Source organism: Bacillus sp. GW821-FHT11D08, assembly GCF_058808515.1.
Window position 1 is genome coordinate 100,994 of record NZ_JBXARS010000001.1, and the last position, 18,909, is coordinate 119,902.

Here is an 18,909-nt window from a genome sequence, read left to right on the forward strand (position 1 = left end):
AAAAGGAGCTGAACACAGTATGGGAAAGGTTTACGTATTTGATCATCCTTTAATCCAGCATAAGCTGACATATATTCGGAATGAAAATACAGGCACAAAGGATTTCAGAGACCTTGTGGACGAAGTCGCGTCTCTGATGGCGTTTGAAATTACACGTGATCTTCCTCTTAAAGAAGTGGAAGTGAAAACACCTGTTCAAACAGCGACATCCAAAGTGATTTCAGGGAAGAAACTCGGTATCGTGCCGATCCTGAGAGCGGGTCTCGGAATGGTTGACGGCATGCTGAAATTAATCCCGGCCGCTAAAGTGGGACATGTCGGATTATACCGTGATCCGGAAACCTTAAAACCGGTGGAATACTATGTCAAGCTTCCTTCTGATGTAGAAGAACGCGAATTTATTGTCGTGGATCCGATGCTTGCTACGGGAGGTTCTGCGGTGGAAGCGATAAACAGCCTGAAAAAGCGCGGCGCGAGAAACATTCGTTTTATGTGTCTTGTAGCGGCTCCGGAAGGCGTGGAAGAACTGCAGAAACATCATTCTGACGTTGATATTTACATCGCCGCCCTTGATGAAAAACTGAATGAAAAAGGCTATATCGTTCCGGGCCTCGGTGACGCGGGTGACAGACTGTACGGAACCAAATAAATCGGAAAACCTCATTCAGGGGTTTTCTTTTTTTATCCAGATATTTGCTGAATGGGCAGAGTTCATACATTTATAGGTGAAATTGTGAACATTCTGTGTATGCTTCCGGTATAAAAAGTTTTTTAACTTTAAACAGATTGACACATGTTAGGGGCTATTGTATGCTAAACGAGGGTATTATGAGAAGGTTTTCATTCCTTTCATTTCTAGTATCCATCCTCATTTTAAATCCTCCAAAAAACCCGTTATATGAGGATTTATCTAAGCGAATGAAACAGCATCCCGTGGCATCAGGAGGATGAGTGGTTTTTTCGAACAGGCCGTTTTGCGGACAAAAAAGGCCTTCTGCAAGGGTTAACCGCATGTTTTGCCGTATCCAGGAATTATATTACATTTTCATCAGGAGACAGATAGTTGATGGACGATCCCAATCTTACATTCAGCAGACAACGGAGATATGTATTTGTAATCTTAGCAATCTATTTGCTGGGATATGGTCTTACGGCGTATAAAACTGTTTTTTTAGGCCTCTTTTTGGGAACTGTTTTCAGTTTGTTTAATTTGTGGCTCTTGACCAGAAGAATGAATGCTTTTGACAAGGCCGTGGCGAAAGGAAAGTCCATACGATCACTCGGGAGCGCAGCGCGTTGGTGCAATGCGATACTTGCGATGGCTGTCGCCTTTAAATATCCCGATAAAGTCAGTGTGGCAAGTGTGATTATTGGATTAATGACAATTTATCCCGTCATTATGATAGATTCCATTATTCAGCTCAAACGTTCATCAATGGAAGAGAGGTGAAAACCCATTGAATCACGATTACAGAACTATTGATTTGTTTGGTCTTACTTTTAATCTGACAAACATTCTGATGATTACTGTGGCAAGTGTGATTGTGCTGCTGATTGCGATTCTCACTACGAGAACGCTGTCCATCCGTCCGGGAAAAGCCCAGAACTTCATGGAATGGATTGTTGATTTTGTCCGCAATATTATAGGCAGTACAATGGATTTAAAAACAGGGGCTAACTTCTTGGCGCTTGGTGTAACCTTGCTGATGTACATATTTGTATCAAATATGCTGGGGCTGCCGTTTTCTGTAACGGTCGGACACGAGCTTTGGTGGAAATCACCGACGGCCGATCCGGCTATTACTCTGACTCTAGCCGTTATGGTTGTGTCGTTAACGCACTATTACGGCGTGAAGATGAAAGGTTTGAAGGAATACTCTAAGGATTACCTCAGACCGGTTCCGCTTATGTTCCCGATGAAGATCATTGAGGAGTTTGCGAATACGCTGACACTCGGACTTCGTCTTTACGGTAACATTTTCGCCGGGGAAATTCTTCTTGGCCTGCTTGCGAATCTGGCGACGAATTTCTACTCAAACAGTTTCTTTCTCGGTTTGGTCGGCACAGTCGGAGCCATTATTCCGATGCTTGCATGGCAGGCGTTCAGCTTGTTCATCGGTACCATCCAGGCATTTATCTTTACGATGCTGACGATGGTGTACATGTCACACAAAATCAGTCATGATCATTAAAATCATATATCCATTCGGATAACATTTTAAAGGAGGAACTTTTTCATGAATTTAATAGCAGCTGCAATTGCAATCGGTTTAGGTGCACTTGGTGCAGGTATTGGTAACGGTCTGATCGTTTCACGTACGGTAGAGGGAATTGCCCGTCAGCCGGAAGCAGGAAAAGAACTTAGAACTCTTATGTTCATGGGTATCGCATTGGTTGAGGCCCTTCCGATTATCGCTGTCGTTATCGCGTTCTTAGCGTTCTTTGGCTAAGCAAAAAAGCCTTATATGAACTAAAAATGGCGAAGATCACTCTAAGAGAACCTTCGCCATTGCTTTATGTCTGATAAGCAGGCCGTCCCGAAACGGCTTTTTATCAGCAGAGAAAACCTGCAGAAGGGAGTTGCCGTAGTAGATGTCTCAATTACCTCTTGAATTAGGACTGTCGTTTAACGGCGGAGATATCCTATTCCAATTGTTAGCTATGCTAGTTTTATTAGCGCTTCTCAAGAAATTCGCTCTTGGACCGCTATTAAATATAATGAAACAGCGTGAAGATCATATCGCCGGCGAAATTACGTCCGCTGAAGAAAGAAATAAAGAAGCGCAGAAGCTGATTGAAGAGCAGCGCGTTCTTTTAAAAGAAGCGAAACAGGAATCACAATCACTCATTGAAAATGCGAAAAAACTGGGTGAAAAGCAGAAGGAAGACATTATCCAGGCTGCACGCGCCGAGTCTGAAAGATTGAAAGAAGCGGCGAGAACCGAAATTGTCAAAGAAAAAGAACAAGCGGTTTCCGCACTTCGCGAGCAAGTCGCATCACTTTCTGTCTTAATCGCATCGAAAGTGATTGAAAAAGAGCTTGATGAACAAGCCCAGGAACAACTGATTCAGGACTATCTTAAAGAGGTAGGAGAAAGCCGATGAGTGGATCTGCTGTCTCTAAACGATACGCGTCAGCGCTTTTCGACATTGCCGTTGAGACTTCTCAAATCAATGAAATCGAAGAAGAGCTTACCGTGCTAAAAGAAGTGTTTCGGAACGAAGCCGGATTACAGGAAGTGTTAAGCCATCCGAAGGTATCGGCCGCTAAGAAAAAAGAGCTGATTCAGCAATCGTTCGGCGCACTGTCTGAGTCTGTGCTGCATACGATTTTTCTTCTGATTGACCGCCGCCGGTCTTCGATTGTGCCTGATCTCACAGACGAGTTTATCAAACTTGCCAATCAGGCCCGTCAGACAGAGGACGCGGTTGTTTATTCAGTAAAACCGCTGTCAGAAGCGGAAATGTTATCATTGTCTCAAGTGTTTGCAAAAAAAGCCGGAATCGCTTCGCTCAGAATCAGAAATGAAGTGCAGACGGATTTAATAGGCGGCATTAAAGTCCGCATTGGAAACCGGATTTATGACGGAAGCGTAAGCGGAAAGCTTGAGCGCATGGAACGTCAACTTGCCGGAGGAAATCGATAGAAGGGGTGAAACCTAAGTGAGCATCAAAGCTGAAGAGATTAGCACGCTGATAAAGCAGCAAATTCAAAATTACCAATCTGAAATTGAAGTTCATGACGTAGGTACAGTCATCCAAGTCGGAGACGGTATTGCGCGTGTGCACGGCCTTGACAATTGTATGGCCGGTGAACTTGTTGAGTTTTCAAACGGCGTTTTGGGTATGGCTCAAAACCTTGAAGAATCCAACGTAGGTATCGTTATCTTAGGACCTTACAGAGATATCCGTGAAGGTGATGAGGTCAAAAGAACGGGCCGCATCATGGAAGTTCCTGTAGGTGAAGAATTAATCGGACGTATCGTCAACCCGCTCGGACAGCCGGTAGACGGACTGGGTCCGATTCTGACAAGCAAAACACGTCCGATCGAAAGCCAGGCTCCAGGCGTAATGGACCGTAAATCGGTACATGAGCCGCTGCAAACGGGTATCAAAGCGATCGACGCGTTAATTCCGATCGGCCGCGGACAGCGTGAGCTGATTATCGGTGACCGTCAGACAGGTAAAACATCTGTTGCGATTGATACAATCTTAAACCAAAAAGATCAAGACATGATCTGTGTGTACGTAGCGATCGGCCAGAAAGAATCTACAGTGCGCGGCGTAGTGGAAACACTTCGTAAGCATGGCGCGCTTGATTACACGATTGTCGTGACGGCGTCCGCTTCACAGCCGGCTCCGCTTCTGTACCTTGCACCGTATGCAGGGGTGACAATGGGTGAAGAATTCATGTACAACGGCAAGCACGTTCTCGTCGTATATGATGATTTATCCAAACAAGCGGCCGCTTACCGTGAGCTGTCATTGCTTCTTCGCCGTCCGCCGGGCCGTGAAGCATTCCCTGGGGATGTATTCTATCTTCACTCCCGTCTGCTTGAGCGCGCAGCCAAGCTGAGTGACGCAAAAGGTGCAGGATCAATTACGGCGCTGCCGTTCGTCGAAACACAAGCAGGAGATATCTCCGCTTATATCCCGACAAACGTCATTTCCATTACTGACGGACAGATTTTCCTTCAATCCGACCTATTCTTCTCAGGCGTGCGTCCTGCGATCAATGCCGGATTATCCGTATCCCGTGTCGGCGGATCAGCCCAAATCAAAGCGATGAAAAAGGTAGCGGGAACATTGCGTCTTGACCTGGCTTCATACCGTGAACTTGAAGCGTTCGCCCAATTCGGATCTGATCTTGATCAGGCGACTCAGGCAAAACTGAACCGCGGTGCGCGTACAGTTGAAGTGCTGAAGCAAGACTTGAATAAACCGCTTCCGGTTGAAAAACAGGTAGCCATTCTTTATGCGCTGACAAAAGGATATCTTGATGATATTCCGGTTGCGGATATCAGACGTTTTGAAGAAGAGTACTACATGTACCTTGATCAAAACCATAAAGATCTGCTTGACGGCATTGCGAAAACAGGAAACCTTCCTGCTGATGAAGACTTCAAAGCTGCAATCGAAGGCTTCAAACGCACATTTGCACCAAGCAACTAACCCTTAGAAGATGAGAGAAAAAGGTTCTCTTTTTCTCTCTTTTTACGCAAATGAAGAATAAAGGTGGTGAAATCTTTGGCCTCATTACGCGATATTAAGTCAAGGATCACGTCAACGAAAAAAACAAGCCAGATTACAAAAGCCATGCAGATGGTATCCGCTGCGAAGCTGAACCGTGCGGAAACCAACGCGAAGTCATTTGCTCCGTATATGGATAAGATCCAGGAGGTTGTGTTTAACGTCGGAAAAGGCGCGAAAAACGCGAAACACCCGATGCTTGTCTCAAGAGAAGTGAAAAAGACGGCGTATCTCGTCATTACGTCTGACCGCGGGCTTGCGGGTGCGTTTAACAGTTCGGTTTTGCGAAACGCTTACCGCACCATTCAAGAACGCCATCAGTCTAAAGATGAATACACGGTGATTGCAATCGGCAGAGTCGGCCGCGATTTCTTCAAAAAACGGGAAATGCCGATTTTGTCTGAGTTAGTGGGGCTTGGCGACGAGGTCACTTTTGCTCAGATTAAAGATTTGACCCGTCAGACGGTTCAAATGTTTATCGACGGCGCTTTTGATGAACTGCATTTGGTGTATAACCATTTCGTCAGTGCGATTTCACAGGAAGTGACGGAGAAAAAAGTGCTGCCTTTAACGGATTTCGGAACGAGCGGCGGGAAGCGCACGGCTTCTTACGAGTTCGAACCGGATGAAGAAGAGGTGCTCGAAGTGCTGCTTCCTCAATATGCGGAAAGCTTAATTTACGGCGCGCTTCTTGACAGTAAAGCAAGTGAACACGCTGCGAGAATGACAGCAATGAAAAATGCGACTGATAATGCGAAAGAACTCATTGATTCACTTTCGCTTTCATATAACCGCGCGCGTCAAGCGGCGATTACACAAGAAATTACCGAAATTGTCGGCGGTGCAGCCGCTTTAGAATAGAAAGATTTTGTCAGGAGGGATAGCGATGAAGAAAGGACGCGTAAGTCAGGTGCTTGGACCGGTTGTCGACGTACGTTTCGAGGACGGCCACTTGCCTGCGATTTATAATGCGATTAAAGTTTCACAGCCAGCTACAGGCGAAAATGAAGTAGGCATCGACCTAACGCTAGAGGTTGCTCTTCATTTAGGCGATGATACAGTCCGTACAATTGCCATGGCATCTACGGACGGAATTCAGCGCGGAATGGAAGCTGTTGATACAGGTGCGCCGATTTCCGTTCCTGTCGGTGATGTGACTCTCGGACGCGTATTTAACGTACTGGGAGATAAAATTGATTTAAATGAACCGCTGCCTGCGGATGCTCAAAAGGACCCGATCCACAGATCAGCTCCTTCATTCGATGAGCTTTCAACTGAGGTTGAAATTCTTGAAACGGGAATTAAGGTTGTTGACCTGCTCGCTCCTTACATCAAGGGCGGTAAAATCGGATTGTTCGGCGGCGCCGGCGTAGGTAAAACCGTATTAATCCAGGAATTAATCAACAACATCGCGCAAGAGCACGGCGGTATTTCCGTATTCGCCGGTGTAGGAGAGCGTACTCGTGAAGGGAACGACCTTTTCTACGAAATGAGCGATTCAGGCGTTATCAAGAAAACAGCCATGGTCTTCGGACAAATGAACGAGCCGCCGGGCGCACGTATGCGTGTAGCATTGACGGGTCTTACAATGGCTGAGCATTTCCGTGATAAACAAGGACAGGACGTACTGTTCTTTATCGATAACATTTTCCGTTTCACACAAGCGGGTTCAGAGGTTTCCGCGCTTCTCGGCCGTATGCCTTCTGCGGTTGGTTATCAGCCGACGCTTGCGACAGAAATGGGTCAGCTTCAAGAGCGTATTACGTCTACAAACGTTGGTTCAGTTACATCTATCCAGGCGATCTACGTGCCTGCCGATGACTATACTGACCCGGCTCCGGCGACAACGTTCGCTCACTTGGATGCGACGACTAACCTTGAGCGTAAATTAACTGAAATGGGTATCTACCCTGCGGTTGATCCGCTGGCTTCCACTTCCCGCGCGCTTGCTCCGGAAATTGTCGGAGAAGAGCATTATGCGGTGGCGCGTGAAGTCCAGTCAACGCTTCAGCGTTACAAAGAACTTCAGGATATTATCGCGATTCTCGGTATGGACGAATTAGGTGAAGAAGACAAGCTTGTCGTTCACCGCGCACGCCGTATCCAGTTCTTCCTTTCTCAAAACTTCCACGTAGCTGAGCAGTTTACGGGACAAAAGGGTTCTTACGTGCCTGTTAAAGAAACGGTACGAGGCTTTAAAGAAATCCTTTCCGGTAAATATGACCATCTTCCGGAAGATGCATTCCGTCTTGTGGGACGCATTGAAGAAGTCATTGAGAATGCAAAAGAGATGGGTGTAGAAGTTTAATCTGGTCCTAGGAGGGTAAAAGCATGAAGACCGTTAAAGTCAATATCGTTACTCCCGACGGCCCAGTATATGATGCTGATATTGAAATGGTAAGTGTAAGAGCCGAGAGCGGTGATCTCGGTATCTTGCCTGGCCATATTCCGACCGTGGCTCCGCTTAAAATCGGCGCTGTCCGCCTTAAAAAAGACGGGCAGACCGAATTGGCGGCTGTCAGCGGCGGATTTTTAGAAGTCCGTCCTGATCAGGTCACTATCCTTGCACAAGCCGCTGAAACAGCGGAAAGCATTGATAAAGAGCGCGCCCTTGCTGCGAAAAAGCGGGCGGAAGACCGTTTGAACAAACGATCAGATGATACTGACATTCGTCGGGCTGAGCTTGCGCTACAGCGGGCTGTAAACAGATTGGATGTTGCAGGAAACTAAAAAAGAATCCTTCTCGGCTGTCTGAGAAGGATTCTTTTTCTATATTAACGCATAAGAGATTCATAGACGCCGATAAGCGGATGATCCTCTTCTTTTTGCAGATATAAATGTTCGCAGCAGTTGTCGGTGTGCCACGTTTTGTTTCCTCTCCGCACACCCGTCGTATAGGCGCCGTCCGTATACGGATAAGGTTTGACGACCCATTCGGCATCGTCATGGTGTCTGATGGCGCAATCGATGACATACACACTGAGCATTTTCTCAAATTCGTCAATCGGCAGGTTCCAATCCGCCAAAAGCAGCTCTTGTATGCTGCGGAAGTAAAGAGCTTCCACTTCCAGCAGGCTGCCGCGTGAATAATCAAGAGAAATGTTGAAAAACTGACATAATTCTTTCAGTTCCTCTGTTTGAGACTGTCTATAATCATAGTAGAATGCTATCGCTTCCCACTCGTGGTCAAATACGGGAAGTGTTTCTCCATACTGCTTTTCCGGATGAAAAAAGGAATGATTCATATTCCCATCTCCTTTCCAAAAAAGTATATCATGCCGGAGAACGGACATTTAAGCGGGGATTGCCCCTAATTTTGGATAAAAATTCTGATGTAAAAATGATCATCTTTCTCTCTTCTTCTTATATAATAAGAGAGGATATGAGGGGCGGAAAAAATGAAAGGAGATGGGATTTGTGAATGTATTGGGGCAGCAGGCCGCAATCAGCATCCTGGTTCACCTGGTATGCATTGCGGTGACATGGTGGGCGCTTCAGGCCGTCAACTTTGATCCGCTGATCCGAAAAGGAAAAATAGTGCAGGCGAGGCTGCTGATCATTCTTCTTACCATTGCGATCGGTACGGCAGTCGCTGACTTCTTTTTAGATTATCTTACCTATTCGAAACAGCTTCCATACTTATTTTAAGATGTTTCGTCTGTTGAAATGAAGGGAATCGCTGGGTGAGAAACCAATTTTTCTTCACCCGCTTGGCGAGTTTTGACGAAGTTTTCCATGTATTGCTTTCCCCGGCTCCGGCAAAAATGGGAGTAAGGGGGAGAGATCGATATGAAGAAAAAAAGAGCAGGCCGCATCATCTTACTTTTTGTTTTTTTAAGCGCCTTAATAGCGGTATTTCATTCCATTCATGCAAGTGAGCTGTCTCCGCTTGCCCAGATTGCCGAAGGAATGGAGCGGCAGCAGGTCACTGTAGATGAATGGACGCTTCATGCGAAAGAAAATCTGAACCTGTCACTGAGTGAATTTGATGACAAGGTAAAAGAACTGAAGACGCAGTATCCGCAATATCATTGGGAATCCGCGCGGGAAGATAAAATCGTAAAGACCGTCGGCACGTATTCTGACAAAAAAAATCACACAACTTTTAAACTGCAGCTCGTCACTACCCTCAAAAACCAGAACCCAACTTCGTATTTATTATATGAGCAAATGAGCCCGGAGCAACCGGAAAACTGGAATGATACATATGAACAGTTTGAACGGCAGGCACATGACATATTTCAAAATAAAGTATTTATTTTTACTTGTCTAAAGGGTCATTTAAATGATAATATGAGTATTGTTTTGCAAAAAAAAGCAGAACAGCTCATGAAAGAATTTGAAGCAAGTCCAGTTGAACATGTAGTTGAGCCTCATTTCGTTTCTGTTTCTGCATTTACATATAAGTGGACAGATTACATCATGACATCGAAACATAAGATGAATGTGCAAGTTGCGCTTAGAAGTGCGGGAATGGGCGAAAAACATACCGTTACGGTTGGCACACCAATCGTGACGACTGAATATTAATATAGAGAATATAGGGACGCGGAGGGGAATACCTTGGAAAAAATCATCGTCCGCGGCGGTCAGAAGTTAAACGGCACAGTGAAAGTTGAAGGAGCAAAAAATGCCGTTTTACCAGTTATCGCTGCATCTTTATTAGCAAGTGAAGAAAAAAGCGTAATATGTGATGTACCTACGCTCTCCGATGTATATACAATTAATGAAGTGTTGCGTCATTTAGGAGCAGATGTGCATTTTGAGAATAATGAAGTTACCGTAAACGCTTCTTACGCTTTAGAAACAGAAGCACCTTTTGAATATGTGCGCAAAATGCGCGCGTCAGTGCTTGTTATGGGCCCTCTGTTAGCCCGTACGGGTCATTCAAGAGTAGCGCTTCCGGGCGGCTGCGCAATCGGCTCAAGACCGATTGATCAGCATTTAAAAGGCTTTGAAGCAATGGGTGCAAAAATCAAAGTAGGCAACGGCTTTATTGAAGCAGAAGTAGAAGGCCGTCTGCAGGGCGCAAAAATCTATTTAGATTTCCCAAGTGTGGGTGCGACAGAAAACTTGATTATGGCAGCTGCTTTAGCTGAAGGAACAACAACGCTTGAAAACGTGGCAAAAGAGCCTGAAATCGTTGACTTAGCGAACTATATCAATGCGATGGGCGGAAAAATCCGCGGAGCCGGCACAGGCACCATTAAAATTGAAGGTGTCGAGAAGCTTCACGGCGTAAGACACAACATCATTCCTGACCGTATTGAGGCGGGTACTTTCATGGTGGCTGCGGCTATCACGGAAGGAAATGTATTAGTGAAAGGTGCGGTTCCTGAGCATCTTACGTCTTTAATTGCGAAGATGGAAGAAATGGGAGTCAAAATTACGGATGAAGGAGAAGGCCTTCGTGTCATCGGTCCTGCCCAGCTGAAGCCGATCGACATTAAAACGATGCCTCACCCAGGATTCCCGACTGATATGCAGTCGCAAATGATGGCGCTGCTTCTCCGTGCGAGCGGAACAAGCATGATTACTGAAACTGTGTTTGAAAACCGTTTTATGCATGCTGAAGAATTCCGCCGGATGAATGGCGACATTAAAATTGAAGGACGTTCTGTGATCATTAACGGTCCTGTACAGCTGCAAGGCGCAGAAGTTGCCGCTACGGACCTGCGTGCGGGCGCGGCGCTGATTCTTGCGGGATTAGTGGCTGAAGGTCATACACGCGTCACGGAACTGAAGCACTTGGATCGCGGTTATGTGAATTTCCATAAAAAACTTGCGGCTCTCGGCGCTGACATCGAGCGTGTCGTTGATGAAACGGCCGCTGAACAAGAAAGCAAAGAAGTCGTAACTGACCTAAACGCATAATGGCTGTAAAAACAGTATGTCAATCTGGCATACTGTTTTTTTATGGTTTATCATCATTATTATGCTCTGATTTCCAAAAAAGAATACGTTTTTCGCGTGAAAAATGGAATAAAGATTCTGTCCAAAAGGAAGTCATATTAGCTTGTCCCTGCCCATAAGATGAAGTAGAGTCGAATCCCAAGCAGGAGGCAGCTGATATATGAAACCGATTGTATTTCTACTATCCGGGCTGTGTATACTTATTCTTCTAGTCCCCACCATTCTCGTCCTTCCGTTTCAGGCAGAAAAAGGAGCAGCCGTAAACAGAGAACCCGGACACAAAACAGCACACACCACACGAGAAACAAAAGGAGCAGAAACATTGAAAGAATCACCTGTATCCATTCCGGTTTATCGGACATCCAATCATTCTGTAGAAAACATTCCGCTTGAAGAGTACGTGATCGGTGTCGTGGCTTCCGAAATGCCCGCAAACTTTAAACCGGAGGCCTTAAAAGCCCAGGCGCTCGCCGCCCGGACATTCATCGTCAGACTGATGGTCGCTGACTCAGCCGTCCAGGCGCCGAAAGGATCACTGGTGGATGATACGCAAATGTTCCAAGTCTATCAAAGCAAAAGCCAGCTGAAAAAAGAATGGGGTTCTAAGTACGCACACAACCTCAAGAAAATCACAAACGCGGTGGCCGGCACGCAAGGAAAGATTTTAACGTACGATAACAAGCCGATTGAGGCATCTTTCTTCTCTACGAGCAACGGGTATACGGAAAATGCGGAAGCCTATTGGACAAGCGCCATTCCTTATTTAAAAAGCGTGAAAAGTCCGTGGGATAAGCAATCGCCGAAATATCTTGCCACCCAGACCTTCAGTGTGCCGGAGTTTCAGCAAAAGCTCGGCGTACAGCTCTCAGGACAAAACACGGTGGGACAGATTACAGCCAGAACGCCGGGCCATCAAGTGGCAACGGCCGTCATCAACGGCAAAAAGCTGAAGGGAAGAGACATCCGGGAAAAACTCGGACTCCGTTCTGCCGACTTTGAATGGAAACGAAACGGCAGCAGCATCACCATTACGACAAAAGGATTCGGCCACGGCGTCGGCATGAGCCAGTACGGGGCCAATTACATGGCGGAGCAGGGAAAATCAGTGGCGGACATCGTCAAGCATTATTATCAGGGAGTGGACATTTCCGAAGCAGATTCATTTTTAAACAAATATATGGCGAAAAAATAGACGCTTTCATGAGCGTCTGTTTTTTTGAAAACTATTCCATAAACGGTAAAGCAACCAACAGACTCATATAACGAAAGCCTAAAGGCTGACAAATGTCGATTGAAGGCTGAGCGCCGGGTGTAAATCACTGATAAAAATGCCGCTTCTATGTGAATATACGCAAAAATAATGAGGAACGCCGTCCTATTTATTTCCCTTTTCATCTCATTTACGATAAATATTGTTCGGCGTTGAACGTAAATCTATTGAAAAGGGGAAAAAGCAATGAAAAAAACATTTTCACTCATACTCATGCTCGGATTGATGCTGACTGCTGCATCTCCTGCTTTTGCTGCCGAGAATGCAAACGAGAAGACATTTTTATTTAAAAACAATATCGCTATTTTGCTTGATGCGAGCGGCAGTATGGCGAAACGGATTGACGGCGTTTCTAAATACAATATGGCAAAAGATGAAATTGTCCGTTTTGCGGATCGAATTAAGTCTACATCACAGGTCAGAATGACGGTTTTCGGTTCGGAAGGCAATAATAAAAACTCCGGAAAAGTTCAATCTTGCGAATCCATTCGCGGTGTATACGGATTCCAAAGGTTTGACAGACAGAGCTTCCTCAACTCTCTGAACGGAATCGGGCCTACGGGGTGGACACCGATTGCAAAAGCATTAGAGGATGCGAAAGCTTCTTTTAACGGCGTTCATAAATTCGGCTTTAAATCCGTTTACCTGTTGACAGACGGTGAGGAGACATGCGGAGGAGATCCTATTAAGACAGCGAAAGAACTTCGCAAACATCATATTAAAGTCAACGTGATCGGCTTTGACTTTAAAGAAGGCTTCAACGGACAGCTTCACGCAATTGCCGGTGCGGGCGGAGGAAAATATTACGAAGCTCACAGCCAAAAGGATATGAACCGCATCTTTACCCTGGAAGCGAGTTCATTAGCGGAATAAGAAAGGTGCCGTTTAGCGGCCCTTTTTTTTATTTTTATTTAACAAAAATTTCAAGAAAAGATGAAGAGAAAACTGTAAAAAGAATCAGTTTTCGGACTTATATTACAAAAAGGGCGAAAAAGGCATTAAATCTGTCATCATTTATCCAATCTTTTTAGGATGATGCGCATAATTCTGTTCATTTTTAACGGTGTACAGACGCTTATACAAAAGGAATCCCGCCCTATATCTTTTTGCATACTCCTCATCTAGCATAGAGAAGAGCCGGGGGCCCATCGGCCAAAAACAAACGGAGAGGAATGAAGGAAATGAAAAAAATGTTCACTGCGGGGATTGTCGGACTTTTGACGCTTTCACTCGGATCACCTGTTTTTGCAGCTGAGAAAAAGCACGAAGAAACAAACGTTGCCGTGCTGTTTGATGCAAGCGGAAGCATGATACAAAAAACAGGGGGAGAGCGTAAAATAGATGTTGCGAAAGAGTCTGTCACTTCTTTTGCGGAAGTTCTTCCTGAAGACACGAATCTGATGCTTCGGGTATTCGGGCATAAGGGCAATAATAAAAACTCAGGCAAAGCCGTATCATGTAATGCGACAGAAACGTTATACGGCCTTCAGCCGTACGCCGTGACTCCATTTGAGCAATCACTCAGCAAGATTAAACCGACCGGCTGGACACCGATTGCGAAAGCGCTCTCTGATACGCGTGAAGAATTTGAGCGGGCCGGCGCCACGGGGAAAAACGTCGTATATCTGATCACAGACGGTGAAGAAACATGCGGCGGTAATCCTCAGGCCGAAATTCAAAAGCTCCGTAAAGCGAACGTCAACACGATCGTCAATATCATCGGCTTCAACTTCGGCATGAAAGGAAGCGAAAGCCTTGAAAAAGCGGCGGAAGCGGGAGGCGGCACATATGTCTCAGCTGACAGCGCGGACGAGTTCAAACAGGCTTGGGAAGACGCTGCAAAGGATTTAGCAAAAGAATAGGTTAAAAAAGGACGCCCGCGCGGCGTCTTTTTTGTTTAGAAAACGGAACCGCGGGAATGATACGGATAAAAGGAGATGAACGCTGTTGTTAAAAGGAGCAGGCATTATATTAGTGCTGGCGGCAGTCGTTTTTGTTCTGATGGGAATTTTTCTGAAGCTTGCCGCCTTCATATTCGTCAGTATATTGGCCATTATCGCCGCAGTTATTTTATTCACCATTCTGAGCAGACATCATCGCAATGAAACATAGAGTCCTAAGAGGGCTCTTTTTTTAAACCGCAAATTCGACAAAATACAGGGATTGTGGAAGAATAAAAGAGAAGGATACTGCGGAGGGGAAAACAGTGGATGAAAAAACAACAGCGGTCAGAGACATATACCGCTATGAAAAAGGGGTATTAACAAAGACGGCAGATCGGATGGTTTCAGAGTATCCGGTGACCGTCATGGTGAACGGACAGGAATTTGTTACGCTCGTCTGCACGCCTGACCATTTAGAGGAACTCGTCATCGGATTTCTCGCATCAGAAGGCGTCATTCGTTTTGAAAAAGAAATCAAAAGCTTTACTATAGATGAAAGTCTCGGGTTTGCATATGTTGAACTGACGAATCCCGGAGTGCTTGAGCAAAAAGACTATACGAAGAGGGTCATCGGTTCATGCTGCGGGAAAGGCCGCCATTTTTACTTTCAGCAGGATGTGAAAACGGCCAAAACCGCCGTCAGCCGTATCACTATAACTCCTGAGACGTGCCTTCGCCTGATGAAGGAGATGCAAAGAGGAAGCGGCACCTTCCAGGAAACGGGCGGCGTCCATAATGCGGCGCTGTGCGATACGGAAAAGCTGCTCTTCATGAGGACGGACATCGGGCGCCACAACGCGCTGGATAAGCTGTACGGCTGCTGTTTGAAAAACGGAATGCCGGTCCGTGACAAGCTGATCGTCTTCAGCGGCCGGATTTCCTCGGAGGTTTTATTAAAAGCCGCAAAAATCGGCGTGTCGATTGTCATTTCAAAATCGGCGCCGACGGAGCTCGCGCTGCAAATGGCGGAAGAGCTGAACATAACCGCGATAGGTTTTGTCAGAAACGGATCATTTAACGTATACACACATCCTGAACGGGTTGAACAATAGAAAGGGGTCTTGGGCTTATGAATACAGAAACGCGCCGGGTGACAGACAAAAGGGAAAGGCCGCTCAGGGATCTTCGTATCTCTGTAACCGACCGCTGCAACTTCAGATGCACGTACTGTATGCCAGCCGAATTATTCGGACCGGATTATCCATTTTTAAAAAAGACGGAATTGCTCTCCTTCGAGGAGCTTGAGCGGCTTGCGAAGCTGTTTGTCGGCCGCTTCGGCGTTGAAAAAATCAGGCTGACGGGCGGAGAGCCGCTCATGAGAAAAGATATGCCTGAATTGATCAAAAAACTTGCGCGCATCCCCGGACTTAAAGATATCGCGATGACGACAAACGGCTCTCTGCTTCCCGTGTATGCGGAAAAACTGAAGCAGGCGGGGCTGCATCGCGTGACAGTCAGCCTCGATTCTTTAGAGGATGAGCGGTTTAAGGCCATTAACGGCCGCGGGGTTTCGGTGAACAAGGTGCTTGAGGGCATTGAGGCGGCAAAAGCGGCCGGACTCGGTGTTAAAATCAATATGGTTGTTCAAAAGGGCGTCAATGAAAAAGATATCCTGCCGATGGCCCGCTATTTTAAAGAAAAGGGTCATATTCTCCGGTTTATTGAATTTATGGATGTAGGCAATACGAATCAATGGAATAAAAAAGATGTGATCACGAAGGCAGAGATTATTGATCTGATCAACCAGCACATGCCGACGGAGCCGATAGAAGCGAATTATAAAGGAGAGGTCGCTTCCAGGTTCCGCTATCTTGACGGTTCCGGCGAAATCGGCGTGATTTCCTCCGTCTCGGATGCATTCTGCGCCTCCTGCAACAGAGCGCGCCTGTCGGCGAGAGGCGAGCTGTTTACGTGCCTGTTTGCGTCAAGCGGCTATGATGTTCGGAAACTCGTGCGCGGCGGTCTGACCGATGATGAATTGACGGAATCCATCGCTTCTGTCTGGAGAAATCGCACGGATCAGTATTCAATTGACCGCGCGCTTTCTAAAACGGATGGGAAAAAGAAAGTGGAAATGTCTTATATAGGCGGATGAAGAAAAGCTTGCCCGGACAAGGGCAGGCTTTTTTATTCACAATATGAGAGCGGTCTGTTCAAAAAATACCGGTGACAGCCGAAATATATGATAGGAATTTTGATGCAGGACAATCAAGTTATGCAATTCCAAAGCCATACAATATGTTAAAATATAACCAATAGAAATTAGAAAAGGTTGTGAAAGGGGCATGACCGCATACGAGATTCCGTCATCTCAAGTTGGAGTCAAGATCAACAAATGGTACAAGCACATTTTAGCGTTTCAAGCGGCTGATGCCATAAAGCTGAAAGAGGAAATTGATGAGGATATAAAACGTATGGAGGAAGACCAGCTGCTGCTGTTATATTATCAGCTGATCAGCTACCGCCATCATATTATGCTTGATTACGTCAAGCCGGAATGCACCGAACAATCACAGATTCAGTACAGCGAGCTGCAAAAGACGATCGAAAGCACGGACAGCATATCGGGACTGTCTGAGTATTATTTCCATTTGTTCAGAGGGATGTATGAATTCGATCACAATAACTATGTTGCGGCTATTTCTTTTTACAGGAAAGCGGAAAAACTCCTTTCATTTGTCGAGGATGATATAGAGAGGGCGGAATTCCATTTCAAGATGTCTGAAGTGTTTTACGTCATGAAGCAGACTCATTTTTCCATGAATCACGGGATTCAAGCGCTGGATACGTATATGAAACACGATTTCTACAGAGTGCGGAGAATTCAATGCCATTTCGTCATCTCAGGAAACTACATCGACTGCAAAAACTACGACAAAGCGCTTGAGCATTTAGACGAAGCCCTCCGCCTTTCTTTGCTTGAAGGACAGCCCCGCCTGATCGGGTCTTCGCTTTACAATCTGGGGAATTGTTATTCTGAAAAGCGGGATCTGGATGAAGCGGCCCGGTACTTTAGAAAAGCGGTTCCCGTTTTTGAAGAGCATCAGCTTGAACAGCTTCCGAAGGCGCTGTTCAGCTTAACGCACACCCTTTTCAGGCTGCGTGATGACCAAGCGGCCCTTACCTATTATGAAAGAGGGGTTATGATCGCGAAAGAACGGGGCGACCGATTCAGTTTAGAGAAGTATAAGTTTTTACAAGCGCTTTATTTGGAGTCACTCAATATGGATTTAATCCATGAAGTGTTTGACTATATGAATGAAAAATCGCTGTATGTGTATATTGAAGATTTCGCCTTAGAGGCCGCCGTTTACACGAGCGCACATGAGCAATATAAAGAAGCGGCGTATTTTTATGAAAAAGCGATTCGCATGAGAGAAAACATTCAAAAAGAACAGTGTTTATACGATATATAATTTTCTTAACCATCTGATCAGCAGATGGTTATTTTTTTATGCACATCATAACGTTTGACCATAGAAAAAAACGGAAAAATCGCAAAAGAGAGAAAAAAGTACGACGGGAAGGAGGGATTTGTTGTTCGGATTCAATGATATGATAAAGTTTTTCGTATCTTTTCTCATCATTCTGCCGATGGTGTCTGTCATCCATGTGTCGGGGCACAGCTTTATGGCCATGCTGTTCGGAGGCAAGGCGTCATTGGATATCGGAATGGGGAAACGTCTTTTAAAAGTAGGGCCGATTCAGGTTCGGCGTATCTACTTCATAGATTCTTTCTGCAAGTTCGGCGAATTGCGGATAGATAACCGTCTGACGAGCGCGCTCGTCTATTCCGGAGGCTGTCTGTTTAATATCGCTTCTATCTTTTTAGTAAATCTGCTGATCATGAAAGATGTCCTCGAGCCAAACTTATTTTTTTACCAATTTGTCTATTTTTCAACTTATTATGTTTTCTTTGCTCTTCTGCCGGTGCAATACGGGGATAATAAGCTGTCAGACGGATTGGCTGTTTACAAAGTGCTCCGCTACGGGGAACGCTGTGAAATCAATAATTGAGAGTTGAAATGTTTGCTATCAGGCTGAGAGGGAAGAACACAAGTACACAACAACAAAAGGAGCTGAAGATATTATGAGTCAAGATAACGGTTTAAAAGACAAAGTAAAAGGCGGAATGAACAAAATGAAAGGGGAAGCTAAGGACAAAGCAGGCGACATGGCAGACAAGTCCGACTTAAAAGCGGAAGGTAAAAAAGACAAAGCGAAAGGCAGCCTGCAAAAGGGTGTCGGCAAAACGAAAGATAAACTCAGTGATGATTAATTTGATAGTGAAACACAGCAAAAGCCCAAAATATTTTGGGCTTTTTGTTATGAGAAATGACAAAAATTCCAGTTCATTTGGTTAATATTCACTAAATTTTTAAATATTCTATAAATTCCCCGGCGATTTCTTTATAATATTCACATAGAATGTAACCTTTCTTCACATTTGATTAAACGTTTGTTGAAGAAAAAAATGAGAAATCGGTAATTTCTGCAAAAGGAATCGGGCCGTTCACCGTCGAATAACTTTTA

Annotated in this window: 23 protein-coding genes; 22 read left to right on the forward strand and 1 reads right to left on the reverse strand. The window is 45.4% G+C overall.

The genetic code is table 11. The features are described from left to right. Window positions 1–19: 19 nt before the first annotated feature. The 10 genes from upp to AC1RRX_RS00580 all read left to right on the forward strand — a co-directional run bounded on the left by upp (window position 20) and on the right by AC1RRX_RS00580 (window position 7,980). Window positions 20–649 (forward strand): uracil phosphoribosyltransferase, encoded by a 630-nt coding sequence (gene upp / locus AC1RRX_RS00535; RefSeq protein WP_003151154.1) that lies wholly within the window; start codon window positions 20–22, stop codon window positions 647–649. A gap of 417 nt (window positions 650–1,066) precedes the next feature. Further along, window positions 1,067–1,450, forward strand: a complete 384-nt coding sequence (gene atpI, locus AC1RRX_RS00540; RefSeq protein WP_003151155.1) for an ATP synthase subunit I — start codon at window positions 1,067–1,069, stop codon at window positions 1,448–1,450. Window positions 1,451–1,457: 7 nt separating this feature from the next. Beyond that, entirely contained in the window at window positions 1,458–2,192 is a 735-nt protein-coding gene (atpB, locus tag AC1RRX_RS00545) for a F0F1 ATP synthase subunit A (RefSeq protein WP_003151158.1), read from the forward strand. Window positions 2,193–2,237: 45 nt separating this feature from the next. Further along, complete coding sequence (gene atpE / locus AC1RRX_RS00550) at window positions 2,238–2,450, forward strand: F0F1 ATP synthase subunit C (RefSeq protein ID WP_003151167.1); 213 nt, start codon at window positions 2,238–2,240, stop codon at window positions 2,448–2,450. A gap of 142 nt (window positions 2,451–2,592) precedes the next feature. Continuing rightward, window positions 2,593–3,105, forward strand: a complete 513-nt coding sequence (atpF, locus tag AC1RRX_RS00555) for a F0F1 ATP synthase subunit B (RefSeq protein WP_003151168.1) — start codon at window positions 2,593–2,595, stop codon at window positions 3,103–3,105. Further along, window positions 3,102–3,647 carry a F0F1 ATP synthase subunit delta gene (locus tag AC1RRX_RS00560; protein WP_003151169.1) on the forward strand — a complete coding sequence of 182 codons (546 nt, stop codon included), beginning with the start codon at window positions 3,102–3,104 and terminating at the stop codon, window positions 3,645–3,647. Before atpF ends, AC1RRX_RS00560 begins: the two co-directional genes overlap by 4 nt. Before the next feature lie 16 nt (window positions 3,648–3,663). Beyond that, on the forward strand, window positions 3,664–5,172 hold the full coding sequence (gene atpA, locus AC1RRX_RS00565) for a F0F1 ATP synthase subunit alpha (protein WP_003151170.1): 1,509 nt from the start codon (window positions 3,664–3,666) through the stop codon (window positions 5,170–5,172). 75 nt (window positions 5,173–5,247) lie between these two features. Further along, window positions 5,248–6,111, forward strand: coding sequence for an ATP synthase F1 subunit gamma (gene atpG, locus AC1RRX_RS00570; RefSeq protein ID WP_003151172.1), 864 nt, complete (start codon window positions 5,248–5,250; stop codon window positions 6,109–6,111). 25 nt (window positions 6,112–6,136) lie between these two features. Continuing rightward, window positions 6,137–7,558: a F0F1 ATP synthase subunit beta gene (gene atpD, locus AC1RRX_RS00575; RefSeq protein ID WP_003151173.1), complete on the forward strand. Its 1,422-nt coding sequence runs from the start codon at window positions 6,137–6,139 to the stop codon at window positions 7,556–7,558. 23 nt (window positions 7,559–7,581) lie between these two features. Continuing rightward, a complete protein-coding gene (locus tag AC1RRX_RS00580; RefSeq protein ID WP_003151176.1) occupies window positions 7,582–7,980 on the forward strand; it encodes a F0F1 ATP synthase subunit epsilon in 399 nt (132 codons plus the stop codon). Between the two features lie 44 nt (window positions 7,981–8,024). Here the strand turns inward: AC1RRX_RS00580 and AC1RRX_RS00585 are convergent, their stop codons facing one another. Next, complete coding sequence (locus tag AC1RRX_RS00585) at window positions 8,025–8,495, reverse strand: hypothetical protein (RefSeq protein WP_007407595.1); 471 nt, start codon at window positions 8,493–8,495, stop codon at window positions 8,025–8,027. Window positions 8,496–8,667: 172 nt separating this feature from the next. Here AC1RRX_RS00585 and AC1RRX_RS00590 point away from each other — a divergent pair, with 172 nt between their 5' ends. The 12 genes from AC1RRX_RS00590 to AC1RRX_RS00645 all read left to right on the forward strand — a co-directional run bounded on the left by AC1RRX_RS00590 (window position 8,668) and on the right by AC1RRX_RS00645 (window position 18,655). After that, window positions 8,668–8,898 carry a DUF1146 family protein gene (locus AC1RRX_RS00590; protein WP_007614366.1) on the forward strand — a complete coding sequence of 77 codons (231 nt, stop codon included), beginning with the start codon at window positions 8,668–8,670 and terminating at the stop codon, window positions 8,896–8,898. 141 nt (window positions 8,899–9,039) lie between these two features. Next, the gene (locus AC1RRX_RS00595; RefSeq protein WP_144463850.1) at window positions 9,040–9,780 is read left to right on the forward strand and encodes a YwmB family TATA-box binding protein; all 741 of its coding nucleotides are present in this window, start codon (window positions 9,040–9,042) and stop codon (window positions 9,778–9,780) included. A gap of 33 nt (window positions 9,781–9,813) precedes the next feature. After that, window positions 9,814–11,124 (forward strand): UDP-N-acetylglucosamine 1-carboxyvinyltransferase, encoded by a 1,311-nt coding sequence (murA, locus tag AC1RRX_RS00600; protein ID WP_007407592.1) that lies wholly within the window; start codon window positions 9,814–9,816, stop codon window positions 11,122–11,124. Between the two features lie 199 nt (window positions 11,125–11,323). Then, a complete protein-coding gene (gene spoIID, locus AC1RRX_RS00605; protein ID WP_144463851.1) occupies window positions 11,324–12,355 on the forward strand; it encodes a stage II sporulation protein D in 1,032 nt (343 codons plus the stop codon). A gap of 264 nt (window positions 12,356–12,619) precedes the next feature. Then, on the forward strand, window positions 12,620–13,306 hold the full coding sequence (locus tag AC1RRX_RS00610) for a VWA domain-containing protein (RefSeq protein WP_015418411.1): 687 nt from the start codon (window positions 12,620–12,622) through the stop codon (window positions 13,304–13,306). 308 nt (window positions 13,307–13,614) lie between these two features. Further along, on the forward strand, window positions 13,615–14,295 hold the full coding sequence (locus tag AC1RRX_RS00615; protein ID WP_012118657.1) for a VWA domain-containing protein: 681 nt from the start codon (window positions 13,615–13,617) through the stop codon (window positions 14,293–14,295). A gap of 85 nt (window positions 14,296–14,380) precedes the next feature. Next, a complete protein-coding gene (locus AC1RRX_RS00620; protein ID WP_007407587.1) occupies window positions 14,381–14,545 on the forward strand; it encodes a hypothetical protein in 165 nt (54 codons plus the stop codon). Window positions 14,546–14,639: 94 nt separating this feature from the next. Next, window positions 14,640–15,428, forward strand: a complete 789-nt coding sequence (fdhD, locus tag AC1RRX_RS00625) for a formate dehydrogenase accessory sulfurtransferase FdhD (RefSeq protein WP_033574398.1) — start codon at window positions 14,640–14,642, stop codon at window positions 15,426–15,428. Window positions 15,429–15,445: 17 nt separating this feature from the next. Continuing rightward, a complete protein-coding gene (moaA, locus tag AC1RRX_RS00630; RefSeq protein ID WP_007407585.1) occupies window positions 15,446–16,471 on the forward strand; it encodes a GTP 3',8-cyclase MoaA in 1,026 nt (341 codons plus the stop codon). 190 nt (window positions 16,472–16,661) lie between these two features. Further along, window positions 16,662–17,792: a response regulator aspartate phosphatase gene (locus AC1RRX_RS00635; protein ID WP_144463852.1), complete on the forward strand. Its 1,131-nt coding sequence runs from the start codon at window positions 16,662–16,664 to the stop codon at window positions 17,790–17,792. A 121-nt stretch (window positions 17,793–17,913) separates the two neighbouring features. Continuing rightward, the gene (locus AC1RRX_RS00640) at window positions 17,914–18,393 is read left to right on the forward strand and encodes a hypothetical protein (RefSeq protein ID WP_025285407.1); all 480 of its coding nucleotides are present in this window, start codon (window positions 17,914–17,916) and stop codon (window positions 18,391–18,393) included. Between the two features lie 73 nt (window positions 18,394–18,466). Further along, window positions 18,467–18,655, forward strand: coding sequence for a CsbD family protein (locus AC1RRX_RS00645; RefSeq protein ID WP_015418407.1), 189 nt, complete (start codon window positions 18,467–18,469; stop codon window positions 18,653–18,655). Window positions 18,656–18,909 lie beyond the last annotated feature (254 nt).

Excerpts from the sequence above, each read along its gene's own strand:
- upp (WP_003151154.1), top strand. The coding sequence starts at position 20 with ATGGGAAAGGTTTACGTATTTGATCATCCTTTAATCCAGCATAAGCTG.
- atpI (WP_003151155.1), top strand. The coding sequence starts at position 1,067 with ATGGACGATCCCAATCTTACATTCAGCAGACAACGGAGATATGTATTT.
- atpE (WP_003151167.1), top strand. The coding sequence starts at position 2,238 with ATGAATTTAATAGCAGCTGCAATTGCAATCGGTTTAGGTGCACTTGGT.
- atpF (WP_003151168.1), top strand. The coding sequence starts at position 2,593 with ATGTCTCAATTACCTCTTGAATTAGGACTGTCGTTTAACGGCGGAGAT.
- AC1RRX_RS00560 (WP_003151169.1), top strand. The coding sequence starts at position 3,102 with ATGAGTGGATCTGCTGTCTCTAAACGATACGCGTCAGCGCTTTTCGAC.
- atpD (WP_003151173.1), top strand. The coding sequence starts at position 6,137 with ATGAAGAAAGGACGCGTAAGTCAGGTGCTTGGACCGGTTGTCGACGTA.
- AC1RRX_RS00580 (WP_003151176.1), top strand. The coding sequence starts at position 7,582 with ATGAAGACCGTTAAAGTCAATATCGTTACTCCCGACGGCCCAGTATAT.
- AC1RRX_RS00585 (WP_007407595.1), bottom strand. The coding sequence starts at position 8,495 with ATGAATCATTCCTTTTTTCATCCGGAAAAGCAGTATGGAGAAACACTT.
- AC1RRX_RS00595 (WP_144463850.1), top strand. The coding sequence starts at position 9,040 with ATGAAGAAAAAAAGAGCAGGCCGCATCATCTTACTTTTTGTTTTTTTA.
- spoIID (WP_144463851.1), top strand. The coding sequence starts at position 11,324 with ATGAAACCGATTGTATTTCTACTATCCGGGCTGTGTATACTTATTCTT.
- AC1RRX_RS00610 (WP_015418411.1), top strand. The coding sequence starts at position 12,620 with ATGAAAAAAACATTTTCACTCATACTCATGCTCGGATTGATGCTGACT.
- AC1RRX_RS00615 (WP_012118657.1), top strand. The coding sequence starts at position 13,615 with ATGAAAAAAATGTTCACTGCGGGGATTGTCGGACTTTTGACGCTTTCA.
- moaA (WP_007407585.1), top strand. The coding sequence starts at position 15,446 with ATGAATACAGAAACGCGCCGGGTGACAGACAAAAGGGAAAGGCCGCTC.
- AC1RRX_RS00635 (WP_144463852.1), top strand. The coding sequence starts at position 16,662 with ATGACCGCATACGAGATTCCGTCATCTCAAGTTGGAGTCAAGATCAAC.
- AC1RRX_RS00645 (WP_015418407.1), top strand. The coding sequence starts at position 18,467 with ATGAGTCAAGATAACGGTTTAAAAGACAAAGTAAAAGGCGGAATGAAC.